This window comes from Ferdinandcohnia sp. SAFN-114 (assembly GCF_059415045.1).
Genome location: NZ_JBPFDQ010000071.1, coordinates 1 through 22,067, shown reverse-complemented (window position 1 = coordinate 22,067; position 22,067 = coordinate 1). Strand labels below are relative to the sequence as shown.

Sequence of the window (22,067 nt, the reverse complement as noted above, 5' to 3'; positions counted from 1 at the left end):
TGTGGAAATTTTTCACCACAGCCTTTCTCCGTTCTATTTTGACCCTCTTTTTATAATTATTTCTTTAACCTTGTTTCGCTTGTTTAGCCTTTTTAGCAGCATGTGCAATACTTGCTACTAATCCTCCCCATAAGATAACCATCCCAATGATCATCATCGCAATTGCTCCACCGGTCATAGTCCTACCTCCTTGTCACTACCAGAAGAGTAGTTGTCATTTAAAGCTGCACTTCCCCACTTTTTAAGTGAAAACACAATCCCTAATATAATGACTCCTGCTGCAATGAAAACACCTGGGAAGAGTATAAATGAAGTTGCATACCCTTCATAGTTTCCAGTTGCATTGTCAAATTGTTGAAGGATATTTTGCTTGAATAAGTCAAACATCATATATCCTAAAACGACTGGTGTAATTACGCCTAAACAAATCTTCCACCAACCACCTGCACGAATATCGGAAATCGCATTTGCATGTGCTTGTAATGGATTCATTTGCTTGAATACCCAAGCAATAAGTATTACTTCAACTAAACCGGCAACAGCAATACCAAATTGGTTAATGAAGTAGTCAACTACATCTAGGAAGTATAAGCCTCCATTTGTAGAATATAGGATTGAAATAAGTGATGCTAACCCTGCACCATATATGACTGCCTTGTTACGTGTAAGATTAAATTTGTCTTGAACTGCAGCAATGAACACTTCACAAATCGAAATTAATGACGTTAATCCGGCAAATACTAATGACAAGAAGAAAAGCGCTCCGAAAAATTCGCCAAATGGCATTTGGTTAATAATTTGCGGGAAGACCGCAAATGCTAGACCAACACCTGCACTAGCTACTTCTTCTACAGGTACATTCGCTTGTGCTGCCATAAAGCCTAATGCCGCGAATACCCCGATACCTGCTAATAGTTCAAAACCTGAGTTTGCAAAACCGGTAATAAATGCATTGTTTACTACATCGGACTTTTTAGGTAAATAACTTGCATAAGTAATCATAATTGCAAAACCAATTGATAAACTAAAGAAAATGTGCCCGTATGCCGCTACCCAAACCTCTCCAGACATAATTTTATCCCAGTTAGGTTGGAAGAATGAATTTAGACCCGTGCTTGCTCCTTCAAGTGTTACTGCACGAATAACGATAATCGTAAAAATAACTAATAGTGTAGGAATGAAAATCTTATTCGCTTTTTCAATCCCCTTTTTCACGCCTTTAAATAGGATAAATAGTGTAATAGCCCAAACAACGACTAAAGGCCCAAAAACCCCAAGTACTGGCGCTCCAACTTCTCCTGGAGTTTCAGCTAAATGTAAGTACTTAGAGAATAAGAATCCTCCTGTATCTTCTCCCCACGCTTTATTAAATGAAAAGAATGTATACGAAATTGCCCATGCGATAATAACTGCATAATAGGTGGCGATAACGAAAGAAATTAATACCTGCCACCACCCAAGCCATTCTAACTTTTTATTTAAACGGAAAAATGACAAAGGTGCTGATCCTCTAAACTTTTGTCCGATTGTAAATTCGAGAATTAGGATTGGTATACCAGCTGTTAAAATCGCAAATAGGTATGGTAGAAAGAATGCGCCTCCTCCATTTTCGTAAGCAACATATGGAAATCTCCATATATTACCTAAACCAACCGCAGAACCGATTGCAGCCATTACGAAGCCTGCCCGCGTCCCCCACTGTGGACGATTATCCATAAAACAAACCTCCCCTTTTCCACTTTAGCCCGTTACCGTATTAGCCCTTTAGCACTAGACTGAAGTTGGAAATTTTTCTATTTTCAGATTATTTTCTATAATCTATTTATTAGTATAGCCAGTCTTTATCTCTATGTCAAAAGTTATTTTAAAATGAAATATACTTTTAAAAAAAAAAGAGACAAAGGTTCTAATTCCCTTTGTCTCTTATATACTAGTTAAGTTTGATTGTTACCATTTGAATAGTAATTCTATGCGTTTTGTCTGTTTTTCATAGTGAAAACAAAAATAACAAATAACAGTAAAGTAGTAAGCACTCCTAATAAGGTATTGCCTGTAAGACCTAGTACTATATATCCGATTATAGCGATAACGGCGGAAGTGATGGCATATGGTAACTGTGTCATTACATGATCAATATGATGGCTTCCAGCTCCAGTGGAGGACAGAATAGTTGTATCTGATATTGGTGAACAATGATCACCAAACACGGAACCCGCTAGGACAGCAGCTAAGGCAGGAAGTAGTAAATTAATATCTGATGCCGCTACAATGTCTCCTGCAATCGGAAGCATCATTCCAAAAGTTCCCCAAGACGTCCCTGTCGCAAATGCCATAAAGCCGGCTACAACAAATAATATGACCGGTAAAAATGCAATATTTAAATTAGACCTTTCTACGAGGCTCGCTAGATATTTACCTGTTTCAATTTGTCCAATCAAGTCAACAATTACCCAAGCAAATAGTAAAATGTATACAGCTGGGAGCATTGATTTTATCCCTTCAACAATTCCCTTAGGAAGAAGTCCAATGTTTAAAGCTTTTTTTGCATAAACCTGAACAAAGAATAAAATAAGTGTTACAAGAATACCTAGGATTCCACCAGATAATAGAGATCCTGTTACATCCGTATTTTCAAAAATTGTAAAAATGGTTATATTACCTTCAGAAGCTCTATAGCCTGTCCATAATAAGGAACCAACCGTACCGACGACTAATGCAATAATCGGCCAAACCAAATCACCAACAGTACCTTTCTCACTTTGAGGTAATTCCTGTTTTAATTCCCCTAATACCGGTTTTTCAGGGTCTGTTACTTCCCCTGTTGTTAATGCACGATTTTCATGGGTTTTCATACTACCAAAATTAATATTAAAAATGGCTACAGCTATTACCATTAAAATCGAAACGAGTACATAAAGGTTTAACGGAATCATTCGAATAAATGCAGATAACGGAGAAAACTCCGATACACCATGTGTTACTAAGATAGGTGCCAAGATTGCAATAATATAAGCACCCCAGCTAGAAATTGGTGAGACAACACAAATTGGTGCGGATGTTGAATCAATAATATAGGCTAGCTTTGCACGTGAAACTTTATTTCGGTCTGTAATTGGTCTACTTACTTGTCCAACAGCCAAGGCATTAAAATAATCATCAATAAAAATAATAACACCTAAAACAGCTGCTAAAAGCTGTGCACCCGTTCTCGTTCTTACTTTTGTTTGCGCCCATTCACCAAAAGCACGGCTACCGCCAGAGATGGAGATAAAGGCAGTAATAACTCCTAATAAGAATAAAAACAATATGATATATACATTCCATGTATTAAGTTCGCCTTCTGAAACGAAGACTCCTTTAATGCTATTCCAGATAGTGAGTAAAACGTCTTGTAGCCAAGCTCCGACTCCTTCATTCGTTAGTACATTTCCATGTAATATGAATGCAGCCGAAACAATGCCGACTCCAAGTGATAGTAAAACCCTTCTTGTTAAAACAACCATGAGAAGCGCAATGATCGGTGGGATAATTGAATATATTGTTCCAGACATGATATGTGATTCCTCCAAGTGTTATTTTGGAGGGCGTGGTGAAAGAAGATACTCTTTAGAAGACAAAAAGAGAGTATGATAGAAAATAACTATCATTACTCTCTGTAATGTTATGTTATCCTCCATCACGATCAGTAGCCCTCCATTATAGATCATTTCTATAATGACAGTGTTACCCTTTTTCAAGGCAACCCCAACAAAAATAACATTGACGTGTTTATTTTTGCTTCGGCAAAAAATCCTTTCAACTATGATCTACGTTGTCATCCTCACATAGTTTACTCTTATTTTCTGCACCTCTACCTCATCGATCCGATAAGGTGGTGTATTCATTTTTATTAATTCCATCGCTAGTATATCTGATTTTTCACTTAGATTCAACTATTCTAGTATAGTATTTTTTACTAATTTGTCGGTATCTCTATCGAAGGAGATGAATCCCCACCATTATTATAGAAGTCTGGAACATCATGTAAAATGTTTTGATTGATTACAGGGATAATTGTTTCAATTTCAACCTCTCCTGTTGAGAAAGGTAAAATAACCTGCATCGTCACTGTCGCAAGAACATTATATTGAAACCACCCATTATTAATCCCCCACTCATCAATTCTTCCTTGTGGCGTAGTTTCTCCAAATCCAATCATATGAAAACGAATTGGTATTTGTGGACCTAAGTTTCCTAAGAGGGCATTATTGGTTGCTTCCCCAAGGGGTACTTTAAAAACAAAGCCCGTTTGTCCACTGGCATCATCCGTTTCAATTTCTAAATCAGGATATTCAAGTTTATTAATTTCACCTTCATTTACATACTTTAAGTACCGCTCAATATTTCCGAGTGTCTTTGTCGCCATTTTATTGACGACCTGAGTATTGTAACTAATCACTTTCCCATTTTCATCTGTTTGCACAATACTTAAATCCTCTTGGACCAATTCTTCCTCGTTTAATTGTTGGTTAATAGCGTTTTTAATAACTGTGGCAGCAACCTTCTTCGTTTCATTTTCAGCATATGCCATGAGTGCGGGCTCTATCGCTTTGTTAATAATGAATAAACCGATAACAGTTGAGAGAATAAAAAATACGAATGTTAATAAGAAGACGTAACGGAAAGGCAAGGGCCCTTTCCTTCTTGGTTGTAGACGAGCTCTATACTTTCCCAAACGAAAATCCCCCCTTACAAGCTATGTGTATGCAAGTAAGGAGGGATGTACGATAACTATTTTGTTCGACAATGTTCAAGTGATGCCACGTTCTTTTATATGGTATACCTTCTCAGGTTAATTTTAGATCATTTTTAGTAGGGCGTCTCTGCCTTTCATGCCTACTGTAATGCCTCGGTTTTCGGCTTCAATTGTAATTGATTCAAGAGGGGCTTCCAGTAATTGCTCGATTGTACGAACACCAACTGCCCTACCAGCAATAATGCCTCGTTCTTTAAGTTTTTCGTTTAATAATGCAACATCGAGAGCTCCGCACATAATATAGCCATTTTCATTCGTGACTGCCATAAAATTTGTCTTAGGCAGGTTAACGGTAATGGCTGTAAATTGATGATTATCAATTACGATTGGTGTCATTGAGACCATTCCTAGCACACTCCTTTCCCTAACTAATTTATGTAACGGGAAAGTGATTTGTGTTTGAAATAGTACTAGTCATAGACCTATCTTTCTCTAATCCTTTTGACTAAGTATCTTTAGTACGTTTTGCTAATTGTTTTTTAATTTTTCAGCTAAAAGATCTCGTAAGAATTCTGGCATATAGTATTTTTTATCCTTTGCATCCCGTATGACAGGAAAGAGTGAACCGAATGTGAACATATCAATGGTAGCAATTGAATACGTTTTGTCAGGATCGAGGTCCTCCCCATTGATTTTAATATCGGTAATGTGATCTAATCCATCCGAAAGCTTTGTAGTGTAAAGCTCTACGCCGTCATATACCATTTTGCCCATTACCTTTCCACGGAATCCTAGACCCTTAATATGGAGGTTTTCCATTTCCTTTGTGTTTGCTTGTAAAATAATTTCCTTCAGTTCATCGCCCTTAACCCAGACCTTACATGGATTAATAGGATGTGGGCAAATTCGATGCAAGTCTTCTCTTGTTACCTTTCCTGGTGGAAGCGAGTCAAGCAATAGCCCTGAGTTCACCATCGATATGTCTCCTGCACACCATTCGCGAAGGACCTCAGCTAAAAGCTTGGAAAATGAGTTTTCCGCAAACCAATCACTTAGAAGTGGTTGGTCAATTTCTGCAATAACATCATTTTGTAAGGTGTGTATACTTTTTGCCATGTACTCTGAAAGGATTTCAGTTGTTTCCTTACTTTCTGACAGTGATTTCGTAGGGATTACACTTGCAGCACTTTCAATGAGCTTTTTGTGCTCAGTATCAATTTTAAGAGTAACATGTCCAATATAATTCCCGTATTTTTGCGCACAGCATAGAAGTGTGTTATTGATTCTCTTTCCATTTTCTAAAAGATGATGTGTGTGCCCACCAAGTAGCACATCAACATCTGGGAAATCTCTTGCAATTTGCTCATCCTCATTGATTCCTAAATGGGACATCAGAAGCATCATATCTGTTTTGTCTTTTAATTCATTGATTGTTTCTTGTAGGATAACAAAAGGATCTTTGACGTTCCAGCCGAGCAGCTTATATAGCCCAATATAATGAACCGTTAAACCGATGATTCCTATCCTAAATCCACTTGGCAAGACATGAATATGGTAAGGATCTGCCCAGTTAGGTAACTTCCCATTTCGGTCGAATAGATTTGCAAGCAAGACCTTAAATTCTGCCTCTTCATATAAAGAATCCAGATGTTCATAAGACATCGTAATTCCTTCGTTGTTACCGATAGTAGCATAATCGTATTGAAGTTGGTTTAAGAGCTGCACATTCAATTTGCCATGGGATGCTTCTGAAATTGGATGAAAGCGATCAATATGGTCACCAATATCAATTAAGAGCATTTCCTCATTGTTAGCCTGATGAAGTTTTCTCATTTCTGTGATATATTTTGTGATTTTAGGCCATCGGTCAAAATGGCTATGGAGATCGTTTGTATGATAAATATGTACGGTTTCAATCAATCCCTACACCTCCTTTTTGCCTGTTTAAAATGCTATGGACTTCTTCTTTAGGTACTTCACTTTTGTATTTCAATTTAAATTTAGTATAGTTTTTACTAGCTAAAAAAGTCTAATTGCCTCGGCGCTAAACCTCTATATTCGATTCCGAGCATATCAATAAATTGTTTAGCATTGTCTGCCGCATCCCCACCTGAATTGTTATTAAACAATACGTAGATGGTCTCACTTGATTGATTAAGTTTCTGCACATGGTGGATCCATTCTTCTAGCTCTTCTTTATTATACTTATATAAATAACGCACATCACGCCAATTGCCTTGTTTTGGCTTTGTCCAGCCATGAACATTTCTGCCATGGAAACGTACGAGCGTTTTTAGTTTATCGGTTGGATGGAGGACTGTCGGAATTGACCCTTGGCCTGCCTGTGGCTCATCGCAAATACTATGAATCCAGCCTTCCTGTTCCATAAATTGTAATGTTTGTTTTTTTAGTTGTGGTGAAAACCATGATTGATGGCGGAATTCAAGCGCTACAGGAATTTCTCCCATCTGTTGCTTGCACCACCTTAAGTAGTCTACATTTTCTCGTTTACAATCATACCATGGAGGAAATTGAAATAAAACCATGGCAAGCTTATTTGCTTGTTGATAAGGTTCCAGTGACAAACGAAAAGCATCAAACATGTCTTCCTTTGATTCAAATGGAATTTCTCCACGTTGATGACCTGTCATCCCCTGATAAGCTTTAACAATGAATTGAAAAGATTCAGGTGTGTCTCTCAGCCATTTTTCCACATTACGTTTAGGCTGAATGGCATAGAAAGACGCATCCACCTCGACAATTGGAAAGTGACCAGCATATTCTTTTAGTTTATCACTGGGTGTAGTTCCTGCTGTATATAGACTATCGTGGTCACCCCAGCCAGTTACACCAATATAAATCATGGAGTCACCTCCTATTACGATTATGTACAAAAATAACTCGCTTGAGAGTATCTCAAACGAGTTATTGCAAGTTTTCTTATTAACCGATAGAACCTTCCATTTCGAACTTGATTAATCGGTTCATTTCAACAGCATATTCCATTGGAAGCTCTTTAGTAAATGGTTCGATAAAGCCCATTACGATCATTTCAGTAGCTTCTTGCTCAGAAATACCACGGCTCATTAGATAGAATAGTTGTTCTTCAGATACTTTAGATACCTTAGCTTCATGCTCTAATGAAATATTGTCATTTAAAATTTCATTATATGGAATTGTATCAGATGTCGATTGATTATCCATGATTAACGTATCACATTCGATATTAGAACGTGCTCCATGTGCTCTACGTCCGAAGTGTACAATACCACGGTATGTTACTTTACCACCGTGTTTAGCAATAGACTTCGATACGATAGTAGAAGACGTATTTGGAGCAAGGTGAGTCATTTTCGCACCCGCATCCTGGTGTTGACCTTTACCAGCAATTGCAATGGAAAGAGTCATACCACGCGCTCCTTCACCACGAAGGATAACAGCTGGATATTTCATTGTTAATTTTGAACCAATGTTACCATCGATCCATTCCATTGTTGCATTCGCATCACAAACTGCACGTTTTGTAACTAGGTTATACACGTTGTTAGCCCAGTTTTGAATAGTTGTATAACGGCAGTACGCATCTTTTTTAATGATGATTTCAACAACAGCACTGTGTAGTGAGTTTGTTGTATAAACAGGAGCAGTACATCCTTCAACATAATGTACGCTTGCACCCTCATCAACAATAATTAATGTACGCTCGAATTGCCCCATGTTTTCAGAGTTGATACGGAAATATGCTTGAAGTGGTGTATCAACCTTAACACCTGGTGGTACGTAGATAAATGATCCACCAGACCAAACTGCTGAGTTCAATGCCGCGAACTTGTTATCAGTTGGAGGAATAACCTTTGCCCAGTGCTCACGGAAAATATCTTCATTCTCTTTAAGAGCAGAATCTGTATCCTTAAATACAATTCCTAGTTCTTCCAGGTCTTCCTTCATATTATGGTATACAACCTCTGATTCGTACTGAGCTGAAACACCAGCAAGATATTTTTGTTCAGCTTCAGGAATACCTAACTTATCAAAAGTTGCTTTAATTTCTTCAGGAACTTCATCCCATGACTTTTCGGATTTCTCAGATGGTTTTACGTAATACGTAATCTCATCAAAGTTTAAGCTATTAAGGTCTCCACCCCATTGTGGCATAGGCATTTTGTAAAAATGCTCTAAGGATTTAAGACGGAAGTCTAACATCCACTGTGGCTCTTCTTTCATGCGTGAGATTTCTTCAACAATTTCCTTTGTTAAACCACGTTCTGAACGGAAGATGGAAACGTCTTTATCTGCAAAGCCATATTTATAATCGCCAATTTCAGGCATTTTCTTTGCCATTCTACTTCACTCCATTCTATGTGAGGAATCCTCATAACAAAATGTTAGGAGAAATCAATCACGATTCATTTTGTTCGTTCTTAAATCCCTTTTCCATTGCCTTCCAAGCTAATGTCGCACATTTAATACGTGCTGGGAATTTTGAAACGCCCTGAAGTGCTTCAATGTCTCCTAAATCAATGCTATCATCATATTCTTTTCCTAGCATCATTTCTGAGAAGATTTGTGACATTTTTAATGCATCTTCAATTTTTCTGCCTTTAATCGCTTGAGTCATCATTGATGCGGATGACATTGAAATGGAACAACCTTCTCCATCGAATTTAGCATCTTGAACGACTCCATCATCAACTTTTAATGTAAGATGAATTCGGTCTCCACAGGTTGGGTTATTCATATCAATTGTTAATGCCCCATCTTGGATAACTCCTCGATTTCTTGGCTTTTTATAATGATCCATTATTACTTGTCGGTACAAGGTATCAAGGTTTATTCTAGAATCCATTGCTGAAATACTCCTTTGTTTTTATGAGTCCTTCAACTAGTTTATCAATTTCTTCTTCTGTATTATAGAGGTAAAAACTTGCACGGGCAGTTGCTGATACCTTTAACCATTTCATAAGTGGTTGGGCACAGTGATGTCCAGCTCTTACAGCAATACCTTCAGCATCTAGAACAGTTGCAACATCGTGTGGGTGGACATCTTCAATATTGAAAGTTACTACTCCCGCACGATGCTTAGGGCCATAAATAGTTAAACCCTCTACTTGTGACAATCGCTCGATAGCATGTGATGCTAACTTGTGCTCATGCGCAAGAATATTGTCTAAACCAATATCTTCTAAAAAGTCGATTGCAGCACCTAAACCAATTGCTCCTGCAATAATAGGAGTTCCAGCTTCAAATTTCCAAGGGAGCTCTTTCCATGTTGATTCGTATAGGTCAACGAAATCGATCATTTCCCCACCTGTTTCAACTGGCTCCATTTTTTCAAGCAATGCTTTTTTGCCATATAATACACCGATACCAGTAGGTCCGCACATTTTATGGCCTGAAAAAGCTAGGAAGTCACAATCGAGGTCTTTTACATCGATTTTTAGATGTGGCGCAGCTTGTGCTCCATCAACAACCATGACAGCACCATTTCGGTGTGCAATTTCTGCAATTTCTTTAATTGGATTTATTGCACCAAGAACGTTAGAGACCATCATCACAGCAACAATTTTTGTCTGACTCGTAACAATATCTTCAACATCCTTGAGATCAATCGAACCATCCTCTTGTAGAGGAATATACTTTAACTTCGCACCTGTTCGTTTAGCAATTTGTTGCCAAGGAATAATATTGGCATGGTGCTCCATATAGGTAATGACAATCTCATCGCCCTCACCGAGATTATCGCGTCCATAACTTGCTGCAATTGTATTGATTGCAGATGTTGTTCCCCGGGTAAAAATAACCTCTTGAATAGAAGATGCATTGATAAATTTTCTAACTTTTTCACGTGCATTCTCATAAGCATCAGTTGCTTTTGTACCTAGGGTGTGAACACCACGGTGAACATTTGAGTTGTATTCTCGATAATAGCGATCCAGCGTTTCGATTACAGTAACAGGTTTTTGAGATGTAGCAGCGCTGTCTAAATAGACAAGCGGTTTTCCATTTACCTCTTGATCTAAGATTGGGAACATGGAACGAATATCTTGGATATTCATTATTTTACTTTCCTTTCAATTACCTCAACAAGTTGTTTCTTAACTCCTTCAATTGGAAGTTGGTTTACAACAGGTGCAAGGAAACCATGAATGACTAGGCGCTCTGCTTCCATCTGTGGAATACCACGGCTCATTAAGTAATATAATTGAACAGGGTCAACCCTACCAACAGATGCAGCGTGACCTGCTGTTACATCATCTTCATCAATAAGTAAAATTGGATTTGCATCTCCACGTGCTTTTTCGCTAAGCATCAATACTCTTGATTCTTGCTCAGCATTCGATTTAGAAGCGCCATGTTCGATATGCCCAATACCATTAAAGATAGAGCTTGCGCTATCCTTCATAACACCATGTTTAAGAATATATCCTTCAGAATTCTTACCATGGTGAGTAATTCTTGTCGTAAAGTTCTGCTTTTGCTCGCCACGACCTACAACAACGGTCTTTGTATCAGCATATGAGCCGTCTCCAACTAAGTTAGTGATATTTTCAGAAATGGTATCACCATCATTCATAAGTCCGAGAGCCCATTCAACTTTACTGTCACGACCGATTACTCCACGACGAGTTACGTAAGTTGTGTTTCCTGTAGCTAAAGCATCAACAGCTCCGTAAGTAACTTTAGCATTGCTGCCTGCTATAACTTCTGAAACAATATTTACAACTGTATTTGCAGAATCTGTTGTAGAAATATAGTTTTCAACATAAGTAACTGAACTATTATCTTCAGCAACTACGATTACATGGTTAAATAGTGCGGATGCACCATTCTCTTGAATAAATACAGTTTGAAGTGGAACGGACACTTCAACATTCTTAGGAACATAAACAAATGCACCACCATTAACCAATGCAGCATGCAGTGCAGTTAGACGGTGTTCATCAACCTTGACGGCTTCTTTCATAAAATACTTTTGAAGAAGGTCACTATGTTCACGAGCAGCTGTATGAATATCAGTAAAAATAACACCACTTGCTTTTAAATCATCTGAAAGTGAGATAAAGGCTGGAGTGTTGTCACGTTGAATATATATATTCTTATCTTCTTCAACATGAATTAATGATTTAATTTCTTCAGGTAGTTCGTCAATTGAGTTATAAGGTGCACTTTCCACAACATGATTTGCAAATTGTGTAAAGTTCCATTTATCAATTTTTGTTTTATCCGGTCTTGGCATTGGAAGGTCTTCTGCTTTTTCAAGAGCTTGTAAGCGAAGTTCCTGTAACCAGCTTGGTTCACCAAGAGTAGACGAAAAACCTCTGACATAATCTTTATCAAATGGTAATTTCGTATCGATTGTCATAATAATCCTCCTTACGCTTACGCTTCTTGACCTACAGTTTCATCTTCGATTCCTAATTCTTTCTTAATCCAATCATATCCTTCAGCTTCTAGACGTTGTGCAAGTTCTGGTCCACCTGATTTCACAATACGTCCTTGCATCATTACATGAACTTTATCTGGTGTAATATAGTTAAGTAAGCGTTGGTAGTGAGTGATAATTAAGCAACCAAACTCTTCTCCGCGCATTTCATTAATTCCTTTAGAAACAACCTTCAACGCATCGATATCAAGTCCTGAGTCAATCTCATCAAGGATTGCAATCTTAGGCTCTAACATCATTAATTGTAGGATTTCGTTACGTTTCTTTTCCCCACCTGAGAAGCCCTCGTTAAGGTAACGTTGAGCCATGTCAGGATCCATTTCTAGATATTCCATGTTTTTATCCATTGTACGGATGAATTTCATTAATGAAATTTCATCACCTTCTTCACGACGTGCATTAATTGCAGAACGAAGGAAGTCTGCGTTTGTTACACCATTGATTTCACTTGGATATTGCATTGCTAAAAAAAGTCCAGCGCGTGCACGCTCATCAACTTCCATTTCTAACACATCTTCACCATCAAGAGTGATGCTTCCGCTTGTTACTTCATATTTAGGGTGGCCCATGATTGCAGATGATAAAGTTGACTTACCTGTACCATTTGGTCCCATGATTGCGTGAATTTCTCCACCGTTTATTTCAAGGTTAACCCCTTTTAAAATCTTCTTGCCTTCGATTTCGACATGAAGATCCTTAATAACTAAAGTTGATCCTGCCATAACTACTACCTCCATTAAACGAAAATATTTTGTATAGTATTGACACATTAAGTCAAAACTTCATTCTCATTTTATTCTCATTACAATCTTATATCAAATTCAAAGTGATATCAACCTTTACACATTCACACTCGTGATACATTTTTTTAATATAAGTTTTGTTGTATTATGCATTAAATGAGAAGAAAAAATTTAAATCTTGTCCAACAATTAAGATAACATAAATTACAAGGATATGTAAGGGAGAATAGATGTTATCCAATGGTAAGTATTCAAATCCTCAGTATATTTTTCACAGATTCCGATAATTCATTCTATAATATAGAAACCCAGTGTGGTGGGCACTGGGTTTCGCAATCGTAATATATCTATTTAGATGTTCACTTTGCCTATTTGAGCAATAATCATTAGACCTTGTTTATAGTCCTTTTCTCGATTAACCTCAACCCGCATACGCTCTTTGAACTTTCGACAGTAATCTTTGTAACCAATCCCATGTGCCTGATGCATTGCCTTTTCCATTTCGCCCGTATAATTCAAACGGATTTGATTGATATTGGACCAATCCCTTCTTTTTTATCGTGCTTACTTGCACATATTTAATGCTATCACCATCATCCTTTTGCCTCAACAGCTTGATTTCGGAGTATTTAAAGCTCCCAATCCTTATTTGACTAAATGGATAACACTAGGAACACAGGAGATACAATTCAATCAATTTCCTTTGTTTTCCTCGAGAATATTCAAAAATCGAAAAGAGGCTTACCAATAGGCAAGCCTCTTTTGTTATTATTCAACTACAGTAACAGCACCAGCGTATTTTTCTTCAATAAACTTTTGAATTTCTTCAGATTTTAACACTTCTACTAGTGCTTTGATTTCTTCTCGATCTTCATCGCCCTTATTCACAACAACGAGGTTTGCAGGTACTACATCATCACCTTCAAAGGCAATACCGTCTTCTGCAATATTCACTCCACCTTCAAGAGCGTAGTTTGTGTTAATTACAACCGCATCTCCTTCACCATTTTCAAAGGATGTAGCAAGAAGTTTTGCTTCAATTAATGTAGAAAAATCTAGATTTTTTGGATTTTCGACGATGTCTTCAACTCTTGCTTGATCGCCAACCCCTTCTTTAAGTTTGATAATACCTTCTCTTTCAAAAATCGGTAAAATACGGCCATGGTCACTAAAAGAGTTACTCATAATAATTTTTGCACCATCTGGTAGCTCCTTTAAACTTTTGTATTCTTTAGAATAAATCCCAATAGGCTCTTTATGAATTTCTCCAACACTTACAAAGTCAAAGTCAGGGTTGTCCTTTAGTTGCAGGTCTAAATAACCTGGTGTTTGGAAGTAGTTTGCATCAAGTTCTTTTTCATGCAATGCAACGTTCGGTAAAATATAGTCTGTAAAAACTTCTATTTCAAGGTCAATTCCTTTATCTTTTAATAAAGGTTTTGCTTGTTCAAGGACTTCTGCATGTGGAACAGCTGACGCACCTACAACAAGCTTTTTATTTCCTTCTGCTTCTTGAGTGTCTCCTCCATCACCAGCATCGTCATTTCCGCCACAAGCAACTAGGGCAAATGAAAGTAGTCCAAATAGTAGTACATAAAGTAATTTTTTCATTGTGTTTTTCCTCCTGTTATCTCTTGTCTGTATGTTTTGTAAAGAAATCACCCACAAATTGAATGATAAATACCAATATTAGTATTGCAACAGTAGCAATAAATGTAATGATCGGTTTATTGCTCTGGAAACCATATAAATATGCAAAATGTCCTAACCCACCTGCACCGATAACTCCAGCCATTGCGGTAAAGCTTACTAATGAGATCGCAGTAACGGTAATCCCAGAAATTAGGGCTGGTAAAGATTCAGGAATTAACACTTTAAAAATGATTGTCGAGTTAGTAGCTCCCATTGAATGAGAAGCCTCAATAACTCCTTTATCGATTTCACGCAAAGCAATTTCAACCATTCTGGCATAAAACGGTGCTGACCCTATAATCAAAGATGGTAACGCAGCATTTGGTCCTAGCATGGAACCCATCATAATTTTCGTGAAAGGTATCAATAGGACAATCAGGATGATGAATGGTATGGAACGAAAAATATTAACAAATGCAGATACAATCCGATTCACCACTGTATTTTCCCATGCATTTCCTTTATCTGTTAAAAAGAGAACTAAACCTAAAAATAAACCAATTATAAAAGTAGCAAGCACGGAGATTGAGGTCATGTATAAAGTCTCTAAAGTTGCTTCCCAAAGATTCCCCCAATTGAGTGCTTGATAATCATTAACTTGTTTTTCCCATTTAAGTAATTCTTGAAATTGTTCAAGCATTTTCAATCACCTCAGCTTCTACTCGTTGTTGTCGAATAAATTCGATGGCTGAAGTGACTTCATTAGCATCACCATCAAGATGTATAAATAATGTTCCATAAGATCCATTTTGGGTTTGTGAAATTTTCCCTTGTAAAATATTCACTTCCACCTTAAAATCTCGGATTAATCTTGTAATTAATGGCATTTCAGCATCTTCACCAACAAAGCTAAGCTGAACCATTTTTCCATTTGGATAACGATCTAATAAATTCTCAACCGTTTCTTTTGTTTCTTCAGGCTCTGTCACTTGCTGAACGAAGCGTTTTGTAATGTTGGCTTGAGGCTTTTTAAATACATCAAGCACTCTTCCCTGTTCAACAAACTTCCCATTTTCCATTACTGCAACTCGATGACAGATTTTACGAATCACATGCATTTCATGGGTAATTAATACGATTGTTAACCCTAAACGCTCATTAATATCAACTAGCAAGTCCAAAATAGAGTCAGTTGTTTGAGGGTCTAATGCAGATGTTGCTTCATCACATAGTAAAACCTTCGGATTATTGGCAAGTGCTCTTGCAATTCCAACCCTTTGCTTTTGACCACCACTTAGCTGTGATGGGTAAGCATCTTCTCTTCCTTCCAGTCCTACAAGCTTAATAAGCTCATTTACCCGTTCTTCTCTTTTAGTTCTTGGCACCTTTGCAATCTCCAGGGGAAAGGAGATATTTTCCCTAACTGTTCGCGACCATAGTAGGTTAAAGTGCTGAAAGATCATACTTATTTCTTTACGAGCATCACGTAATGCTTTTCCTTTAATGGACGTGATATTATGACCAGCAACAGAAATATTCCCTTCTGTTGGAGTTTCAAGCCCATTCAATAAACGGATGAGTGAACTTTTACCCGCGCCACTGTATCCAATGATTCCGAAAATTTCACCTTCATTTATCTGAAGGTCAATATTGTTAACTGCTGTTACAGAATTTGTATTTGTTTGATAAATCTTTTTAACATTTTTTAGTGTTATCACGTTGTCACACCTTCTATTCAGAGAAAACTATGTTTAGTGTATGCGATAATGTAAATAAATAAAGATAATAATTATTCAAATATGCCACGCATATAAAAATAAATGCCTTTCTGCAAAAACGAGCAGAAAGGCACAATTTTGTGATTCCTTCCTCTCATCTTCCAAAGCCCAAAGCTTTGTGTGAATTGGCACCTTTTCAACAGACGTTGACGGTTGCTGGGTTTCATCGGGCACATCCCTCCACCACTCTAAATAAGAGTTATCAGATTTATTTAATTTTTATTATCATACTAAAACAACACGAGAGTAATCTTATCATCTCTATATAAGGGTGTCAACGAAAATATTGTGAACAATTTTTCAGTTATGCAGTCGGCACTGATAAGGCTTAACTGGTTCCATTTGCAGCTTTAATGGCTTGCTCTAAATCTTCTAAAATATCTTCCACATTTTCAATACCAACAGATAAGCGGACTAAGTCCTCTGATACACCAGATGCCTTTAAGTCTTCTGGGCTCAATTGTTGGTGTGTAGTACTAGCAGGGTGAATAATTAAGCTTTTTGCATCTCCTACATTTGCAACATGTGACCAAAGCTCAACACTATTGATTAGCTTTTCGCCAGCTTCTCTTCCACCTTTAATACCGAATACAATTACCGCTCCTGCACCTTTTGGTAAATATTTATCAGCTAGTTGTTTATTTGGATGGTCCTCTTCACCTGGATACAACACCCATTCAACCCCAGGGTGATTTTTAAGATAAGAAACAACTTTTTTCGTATTCGCAATATGCTCCTTCATTCGAACATGCAATGTTTCTAAACCTAAATTGAATTGGAATGAATTATATGGACTAATAGCTGGACCTAAATCACGTAGTAGTTGAACTCTTGCTTTAATTATAAAGGCTACTGGTCCCAATGCTTCCGCAAAGACTAAATCATGATAACTAGGATCTGGAGTTGTAAATCCAGGGAACTTTGGTGAATTCCAATCGAATTTACCTCCGTCTACTATAATTCCACCCATGGTTGTTCCATTACCTAGTAACCATTTTGTAGCTGAATGGATAACAATGTCTGCTCCATGCTCAATTGGTCTACATAAATATGGTGTTGCAAAAGTATTGTCAACAATTAGTGGAATACCTGCTTCATGAGCAATGTTAGCAACTGCCTCAATATCTAGTATATCTAAGCTAGGGTTTCCGATTGTTTCAGCAAAGATTGCTTTTGTATTTGGTGTTATTGCTTGACGGAAATTTTCAGGATTTTTTGGATCTACTAAATGCGTTTTAATTCCATATTTAGGTAGAGTATTAGCAAATAGATTATACGTTCCACCGTATAAAGTAGAAGCAGATACAATCTCATCTCCTGCTCCCGCAATGTTAAGGATTGAAGTCGTAATGGCTGCCATTCCGCTAGCAACTGCTAATGCACCTACTCCACCTTCTAATTGAGCTACTCTTTCTTCAAAAACAGTAGTAGTTGGGTTGTGGATTCGAGTATAAATATAACCGTTTTCCTTTAATCCAAAGAGATTTGCTGCATGTTCAGTAGTATTAAATTTGAACGCATTTGATTGGTAGATAGGAACTGCTCTAGCACCGGTTACTGGATCTGCCTCAAGACCCCCATGTATTGCAATCGTTTCTGGTCTGAAATTTTTTTGTTTTTCACTCATATTAATCTCTCCCTCTTTGATTAAATAAAAAAACCTCTTCGATAAGAAGAGGTTGTATGTATGGTCTCTCTTCTTATCTTTCAGGCAAAAAAAGCCTGCTGGATTTAGCACCGTGTAAATACCGGTTGCCGGGTTTCATAGGGCCATTCCCTCCACCACTCTTGATAAGATAAACTATTAAGTTTTTACTTTTATGATTAATTTGATGTTAACCCTTTTTCATTCACAAGTCAATGAAAATATTTTGAAAAAACAAGATATTCCAAATTACTTGTATTTTTTGTGAAAATCGACAACACTAATTAAACATTCATGTTAATGCTACAAAATTCGTCCATTTTTCCCGGGAAATACGACATATTAAGATATTTTCGCGATTTGTTTTTCCTCTTTCTGAAAGGATTTCCCAGTAAAAACAAATAGGAAATAGAGAGAACCTATTAAATATAAGACAGATGTAATTGTAAAAACATAAGCATAGCCCCAATAAGCACCATACAGCATCACAATCGAGGTTGATATTGGCCCCATTAAAGCCCAGCCTAATGAAAATACCATTTGGTTAACAGAGTTGGCCAGTCCTTTCATAGAATCATCAACCCGCCCCATAACAAGAGATGCTTGGATCGGGTTTCCTGCATTCATTAAGGCTTGTCTAAATAAAAAGCCAATGGCCGCTATGTAAAGATTTTCGGTATACCCTGTCAGCAAGAGGAAAGGCAATGATGATAGTTGTAGATAAACAACTACTTCTCCTACCTTACTAACAATGGCTGGTCCAATAATCATCGCGATCGCTGTTGCTGCTTGTCCCAATGATAAAATGAGACCAATTACTGTATTACTTGCTAAAAACCGGTCAGCAAAATACAAATTTAGGTAAGGAATAACTAATCCTGATCCAAACCCTATGATCATTTGAGCAAATGCAAACATCGCAATTAACTTTATTTGTGATTTATTTGTTCGCAGCTTCTGCCTAAATGACGCCACTGTTTTAATCTCAGGTTGTTTCCTTGGCTGTTCATTCATTTTAAGTATCGGTAAAATACCAGCCATATAAATGATAGTTGCAATTAATAATGTGATTCTTACACTCCAAAGTCCACTCAAATGAAAGATAAATTGAAAGGCATCAGAAAATGCCCCTCCCGCAATATTTCCTACTACTTGTGCGGCCATCATGATTGCTGAATGAAAACTAAAAAGGTGAACCCTTTGTGAAGATGTGGAGTTTTCCGCTAACCACGGGATTCCAGATACTTGAATAAATGCAGTCGACACCCCTGTAATAAATGCAGTTCCAATCAGTAACTGATCAATTTCTAGTATACTTCTAGCAAAAAAGGCGAATGTAGAAATCGCAACTCCAAGAACCATCACTTTCTTTCTGCCAAATTTATCACTCATAAGCCCTGCGGGTACGAGAATTAAGGCAGATGCTAAAGCAGTCATTGCAATAATTGTTCCGTTCGTTTGCTCGGAGTAACCTAGCTCTCTTACATAAAAGTTATACATGATTGTGTACATACCCATGCCTAATTGTGTAAAAACAGTTGCTAGGATAAATCGTTTGATGTTTTGATTGTATGCTTTATATTGCGTTTTCCATCCGGTGACAATGCTCATATGTGCTCCTATAATTATGTGATAAATATGATATTTCGACTCCCTAAATATCATACAACTTTTTAGACAAATTGCAATATACCGAATACAAAAATGATGTATATTTTTAAAATAAATAAAAGCGATAACCCAATTGGATTATCGCAGTTAAACAGACATTATTCTTTCGCTTTTTTTATGCATTGCCTTCTTGAAGCGTTTTCTTATTACTTGGTGCAAACCAACCGAGTAGTGCAATGCCAACTAATACTCCATAGAAGATAATTGTCCAAACAGTACTATGCGGGAAATCATGGTCTAAAATACCAATATCCTCATGAGCAAGGGTAATTACAGCAAGTTTGACACCGACCCAGGCGACAATTGCATATGCGGTTGTTTCCAATGCAGGTCGCTTCTCAAGAAGTTGCACAAACCAAGTTGCAGCAAACTTAATCAATACGAGGCCAGCAATACCCCCAAGAAGAATAACAATGAATTGCCCTCCATCCATACCACCGAAATTGCCAAGAGGTGATTCTGGAAGACCAAGGGCTAGAGCAACCGCAGCTAAGATTGAATCAATAGCAAAAGCAAGATCCGCTAATGCAATTTTTCCTACAGTTGGCCAAAATCCTTTACCAGCAGATTCTTTTTCATCATCCTTATGAATGTCCTTATTTTCCTTACCAAACTTTGCTTGGATGATATGCTTTAATCCTAAATAAAGAAGATAAGCTGCCCCTATCGCTTGTATTTGCCAAACGTTTGCTATAAAGGAAATAGCAAAAAGTGCTCCAAAACGGAAAACAAAAGCCATGAGTATTCCGTAATTGATTGCCTTTTTTTTCTGTTCTTCAGGTAAATGCTTGGCTATGATTGCTAGAACTAGAGCATTGTCCGCTGATAATAACCCTTCCAAACCAATTAGGATTAACAATGCCCAGGCATATTCAAGCCATATTGACTCCATGAATGTCTCCCCCAACTTTTAGGAAATTTCCAATTCATGAGTTTCCCTTTTTTATAGTACTCTTTTTAGTATGAGTACAAAGAAGCACGATAAACGGAGTTGTTTTAGGTAATATGTTTAAAATTTTCCTTGGGTAGAAAATTGTAAGGCATAGCACATTCAATAAAAAAACCCAAGAATGCTGATATCCATTCCTGGGCTTATGTTTTTGATAAGATTTCAACCAAGTAAGGAACTGAGTGAAAGGCATAATACTTTTGCGCAACTTTTCCTTCTTTTACATGCATTAAACAAGGAACACTTTCAATTTGCCAATTGATTGCTTTCTTTGGTAAATAATTAAGATCGCTCTTACCGATTATTACGTTTGGTAACAATTCAGCGACGACAGTCATCATTTTCGAAGCTACCTGACAGGTTCCGCACATCGGAGTGAATAAATAAAGCCAAAACTCCCCCGTGTTCGTGAGGTGAGTATCAATTTCGTGTTCATTCCATTCCTTCATCTTTACAACAACCTTTTATCTTGTTAATTGTTGTTTATTTTACCATAATTATTGAAAAAGTATAGGATACACGCTTGGCCTAAAGTAAGTATTCAGCGTGCACATCTATGTTTGCTGAAAGTAGTACCGTAGCAATATGTTGTTCAGGGGCAGTCGCAACCTCCCGATACATTTTATCGATAAACAAATGCCGTGCTTCTGGAAACTCGCGTTTAAACTGTTTTCTAAGCTTATCTCCTGCACGGTCGGCATCAACTAAGATATAAACATCTTTATTAAACAAATGCTCAATTAATTCGTCCAGTTTGGAGATACTAATCGTTCCGTTAGTACAAATAATCTCAACTGGTTCATTCACAACCGCTTCGACTTTCTTTTTATCTGTTCTCCCCTCAACAATGATTACTTTTTCATTATCGTCAAAAGCCACCATTTCATCACCTTGTTTCAAGTGTACATTAATCTGATATATACTTCTTCGATGTATACAACTGCTTTTCCTTCATTTTATAGCGAAGAATATAATTTGGTGAATCATAAGGAAACAATAGGGAAAAAAAGACAGTGGGTAACCACTGTCTTAACACCAACCATTTTCATCATCACAATCGACATATTTCATATCTGGGTTAGAAGGTATATCAGCATATGTGAAAATTTTGCTCTCTTCTTGCTCATATCCCTGCTTTAATTCATATTGAGCCCCTTCATTTGTAAAACGGATCTTTCCGATTGGTTCTTTTTCAACATATAATTTCATTTCATTATCTCCAAGCTTTCCAACCACTCGGTCAGTCACTTCAATTCGAGTATGTTTCAATACCATTACGAACACCCTTCCATCGGTATTTAATTTTAGAGTGTCCATTAAGAGAAACTTCATTCTGTTTGTCATTGTCCTTGTAAGGATAAAAAAAGAAAAGAGCCGATAGGAACTTTTTCCTGTTTGGACTAACCTAAAATAGTGAGACAATATAAAACACCTCCAAAATGGCAATACTTGAGATAAGTATTGTGACAT

At 37.2% G+C, this 22,067-nt stretch carries 22 protein-coding genes and 3 riboswitches; all 22 genes read right to left on the bottom strand.

What is annotated here, in order from left to right:
* Window positions 1-64: 64 nt before the first annotated feature.
* A complete protein-coding gene (locus ACR65M_RS19645; RefSeq protein WP_341330501.1) occupies window positions 65-178 on the bottom strand; it encodes a methionine/alanine import family NSS transporter small subunit in 114 nt (37 codons plus the stop codon).
* Window positions 175-1,716, bottom strand: coding sequence for a sodium-dependent transporter (locus ACR65M_RS19640; RefSeq protein ID WP_341330500.1), 1,542 nt, complete (start codon window positions 1,714-1,716; stop codon window positions 175-177). Before ACR65M_RS19640 ends, ACR65M_RS19645 begins: the two co-directional genes overlap by 4 nt.
* 251 nt (window positions 1,717-1,967) lie before the next feature.
* Complete coding sequence (locus tag ACR65M_RS19635; RefSeq protein WP_341330499.1) at window positions 1,968-3,551, bottom strand: Na+/H+ antiporter NhaC family protein; 1,584 nt, start codon at window positions 3,549-3,551, stop codon at window positions 1,968-1,970.
* Between the two features lie 127 nt (window positions 3,552-3,678).
* A riboswitch (Lysine riboswitch) is annotated at window positions 3,679-3,861 on the bottom strand.
* Window positions 3,862-3,955: 94 nt separating this feature from the next.
* A complete protein-coding gene (gene yunB, locus ACR65M_RS19630; RefSeq protein ID WP_341330498.1) occupies window positions 3,956-4,714 on the bottom strand; it encodes a sporulation protein YunB in 759 nt (252 codons plus the stop codon).
* Between the two features lie 123 nt (window positions 4,715-4,837).
* Window positions 4,838-5,140: a DUF1805 domain-containing protein gene (locus ACR65M_RS19625; protein ID WP_121446215.1), complete on the bottom strand. Its 303-nt coding sequence runs from the start codon at window positions 5,138-5,140 to the stop codon at window positions 4,838-4,840.
* 123 nt (window positions 5,141-5,263) lie between these two features.
* Complete coding sequence (locus tag ACR65M_RS19620) at window positions 5,264-6,655, bottom strand: bifunctional metallophosphatase/5'-nucleotidase (protein ID WP_440274158.1); 1,392 nt, start codon at window positions 6,653-6,655, stop codon at window positions 5,264-5,266.
* Between the two features lie 95 nt (window positions 6,656-6,750).
* The gene (locus ACR65M_RS19615; RefSeq protein WP_440274157.1) at window positions 6,751-7,599 is read right to left on the bottom strand and encodes a DUF72 domain-containing protein; all 849 of its coding nucleotides are present in this window, start codon (window positions 7,597-7,599) and stop codon (window positions 6,751-6,753) included.
* Window positions 7,600-7,678: 79 nt separating this feature from the next.
* Window positions 7,679-9,076 carry a Fe-S cluster assembly protein SufB gene (gene sufB / locus ACR65M_RS19610; RefSeq protein ID WP_304216009.1) on the bottom strand — a complete coding sequence of 466 codons (1,398 nt, stop codon included), beginning with the start codon at window positions 9,074-9,076 and terminating at the stop codon, window positions 7,679-7,681.
* A gap of 58 nt (window positions 9,077-9,134) precedes the next feature.
* The gene (sufU, locus tag ACR65M_RS19605) at window positions 9,135-9,581 is read right to left on the bottom strand and encodes a Fe-S cluster assembly sulfur transfer protein SufU (protein ID WP_121446219.1); all 447 of its coding nucleotides are present in this window, start codon (window positions 9,579-9,581) and stop codon (window positions 9,135-9,137) included.
* Window positions 9,571-10,791 (bottom strand): cysteine desulfurase, encoded by a 1,221-nt coding sequence (locus tag ACR65M_RS19600; protein WP_440274156.1) that lies wholly within the window; start codon window positions 10,789-10,791, stop codon window positions 9,571-9,573. Before ACR65M_RS19600 ends, sufU begins: the two co-directional genes overlap by 11 nt.
* Entirely contained in the window at window positions 10,791-12,098 is a 1,308-nt protein-coding gene (sufD, locus tag ACR65M_RS19595; RefSeq protein ID WP_341330495.1) for a Fe-S cluster assembly protein SufD, read from the bottom strand. The genes ACR65M_RS19600 and sufD overlap by 1 nt, the downstream gene beginning before the upstream one ends.
* Before the next feature lie 17 nt (window positions 12,099-12,115).
* Complete coding sequence (gene sufC, locus ACR65M_RS19590) at window positions 12,116-12,901, bottom strand: Fe-S cluster assembly ATPase SufC (protein ID WP_341330494.1); 786 nt, start codon at window positions 12,899-12,901, stop codon at window positions 12,116-12,118.
* Window positions 12,902-13,273: 372 nt separating this feature from the next.
* Window positions 13,274-13,441: a YuzK family famiily protein gene (locus tag ACR65M_RS19585; protein ID WP_207899855.1), complete on the bottom strand. Its 168-nt coding sequence runs from the start codon at window positions 13,439-13,441 to the stop codon at window positions 13,274-13,276.
* Window positions 13,442-13,690: 249 nt separating this feature from the next.
* The gene (locus tag ACR65M_RS19580) at window positions 13,691-14,533 is read right to left on the bottom strand and encodes a MetQ/NlpA family ABC transporter substrate-binding protein (protein ID WP_341330492.1); all 843 of its coding nucleotides are present in this window, start codon (window positions 14,531-14,533) and stop codon (window positions 13,691-13,693) included.
* Between the two features lie 16 nt (window positions 14,534-14,549).
* Window positions 14,550-15,149: a methionine ABC transporter permease gene (locus ACR65M_RS19575; RefSeq protein WP_246006403.1), complete on the bottom strand. Its 600-nt coding sequence runs from the start codon at window positions 15,147-15,149 to the stop codon at window positions 14,550-14,552.
* 97 nt (window positions 15,150-15,246) lie between these two features.
* Window positions 15,247-16,272: a methionine ABC transporter ATP-binding protein gene (locus ACR65M_RS19570; RefSeq protein WP_341330490.1), complete on the bottom strand. Its 1,026-nt coding sequence runs from the start codon at window positions 16,270-16,272 to the stop codon at window positions 15,247-15,249.
* A 151-nt stretch (window positions 16,273-16,423) separates the two neighbouring features.
* A riboswitch (SAM riboswitch) is annotated at window positions 16,424-16,531 on the bottom strand.
* A 129-nt stretch (window positions 16,532-16,660) separates the two neighbouring features.
* Window positions 16,661-17,959 (bottom strand): O-acetylhomoserine aminocarboxypropyltransferase/cysteine synthase family protein, encoded by a 1,299-nt coding sequence (locus ACR65M_RS19565; protein ID WP_440274155.1) that lies wholly within the window; start codon window positions 17,957-17,959, stop codon window positions 16,661-16,663.
* Window positions 17,960-18,029: 70 nt separating this feature from the next.
* A riboswitch (SAM riboswitch) is annotated at window positions 18,030-18,130 on the bottom strand.
* A 189-nt stretch (window positions 18,131-18,319) separates the two neighbouring features.
* Window positions 18,320-19,714 carry an MFS transporter gene (locus ACR65M_RS19560; protein WP_440274160.1) on the bottom strand — a complete coding sequence of 465 codons (1,395 nt, stop codon included), beginning with the start codon at window positions 19,712-19,714 and terminating at the stop codon, window positions 18,320-18,322.
* A 49-nt stretch (window positions 19,715-19,763) separates the two neighbouring features.
* A complete protein-coding gene (locus tag ACR65M_RS19555; RefSeq protein WP_341330488.1) occupies window positions 19,764-20,540 on the bottom strand; it encodes a TerC family protein in 777 nt (258 codons plus the stop codon).
* A 200-nt stretch (window positions 20,541-20,740) separates the two neighbouring features.
* Window positions 20,741-21,046, bottom strand: coding sequence for a thioredoxin family protein (locus tag ACR65M_RS19550; RefSeq protein ID WP_341330487.1), 306 nt, complete (start codon window positions 21,044-21,046; stop codon window positions 20,741-20,743).
* A 79-nt stretch (window positions 21,047-21,125) separates the two neighbouring features.
* The gene (locus tag ACR65M_RS19545) at window positions 21,126-21,479 is read right to left on the bottom strand and encodes a toprim domain-containing protein (protein WP_121446229.1); all 354 of its coding nucleotides are present in this window, start codon (window positions 21,477-21,479) and stop codon (window positions 21,126-21,128) included.
* Between the two features lie 147 nt (window positions 21,480-21,626).
* Window positions 21,627-21,872 (bottom strand): YusG family protein, encoded by a 246-nt coding sequence (locus tag ACR65M_RS19540; RefSeq protein ID WP_165918144.1) that lies wholly within the window; start codon window positions 21,870-21,872, stop codon window positions 21,627-21,629.
* Between the last annotated feature and the right edge of the window lie 195 nt (window positions 21,873-22,067).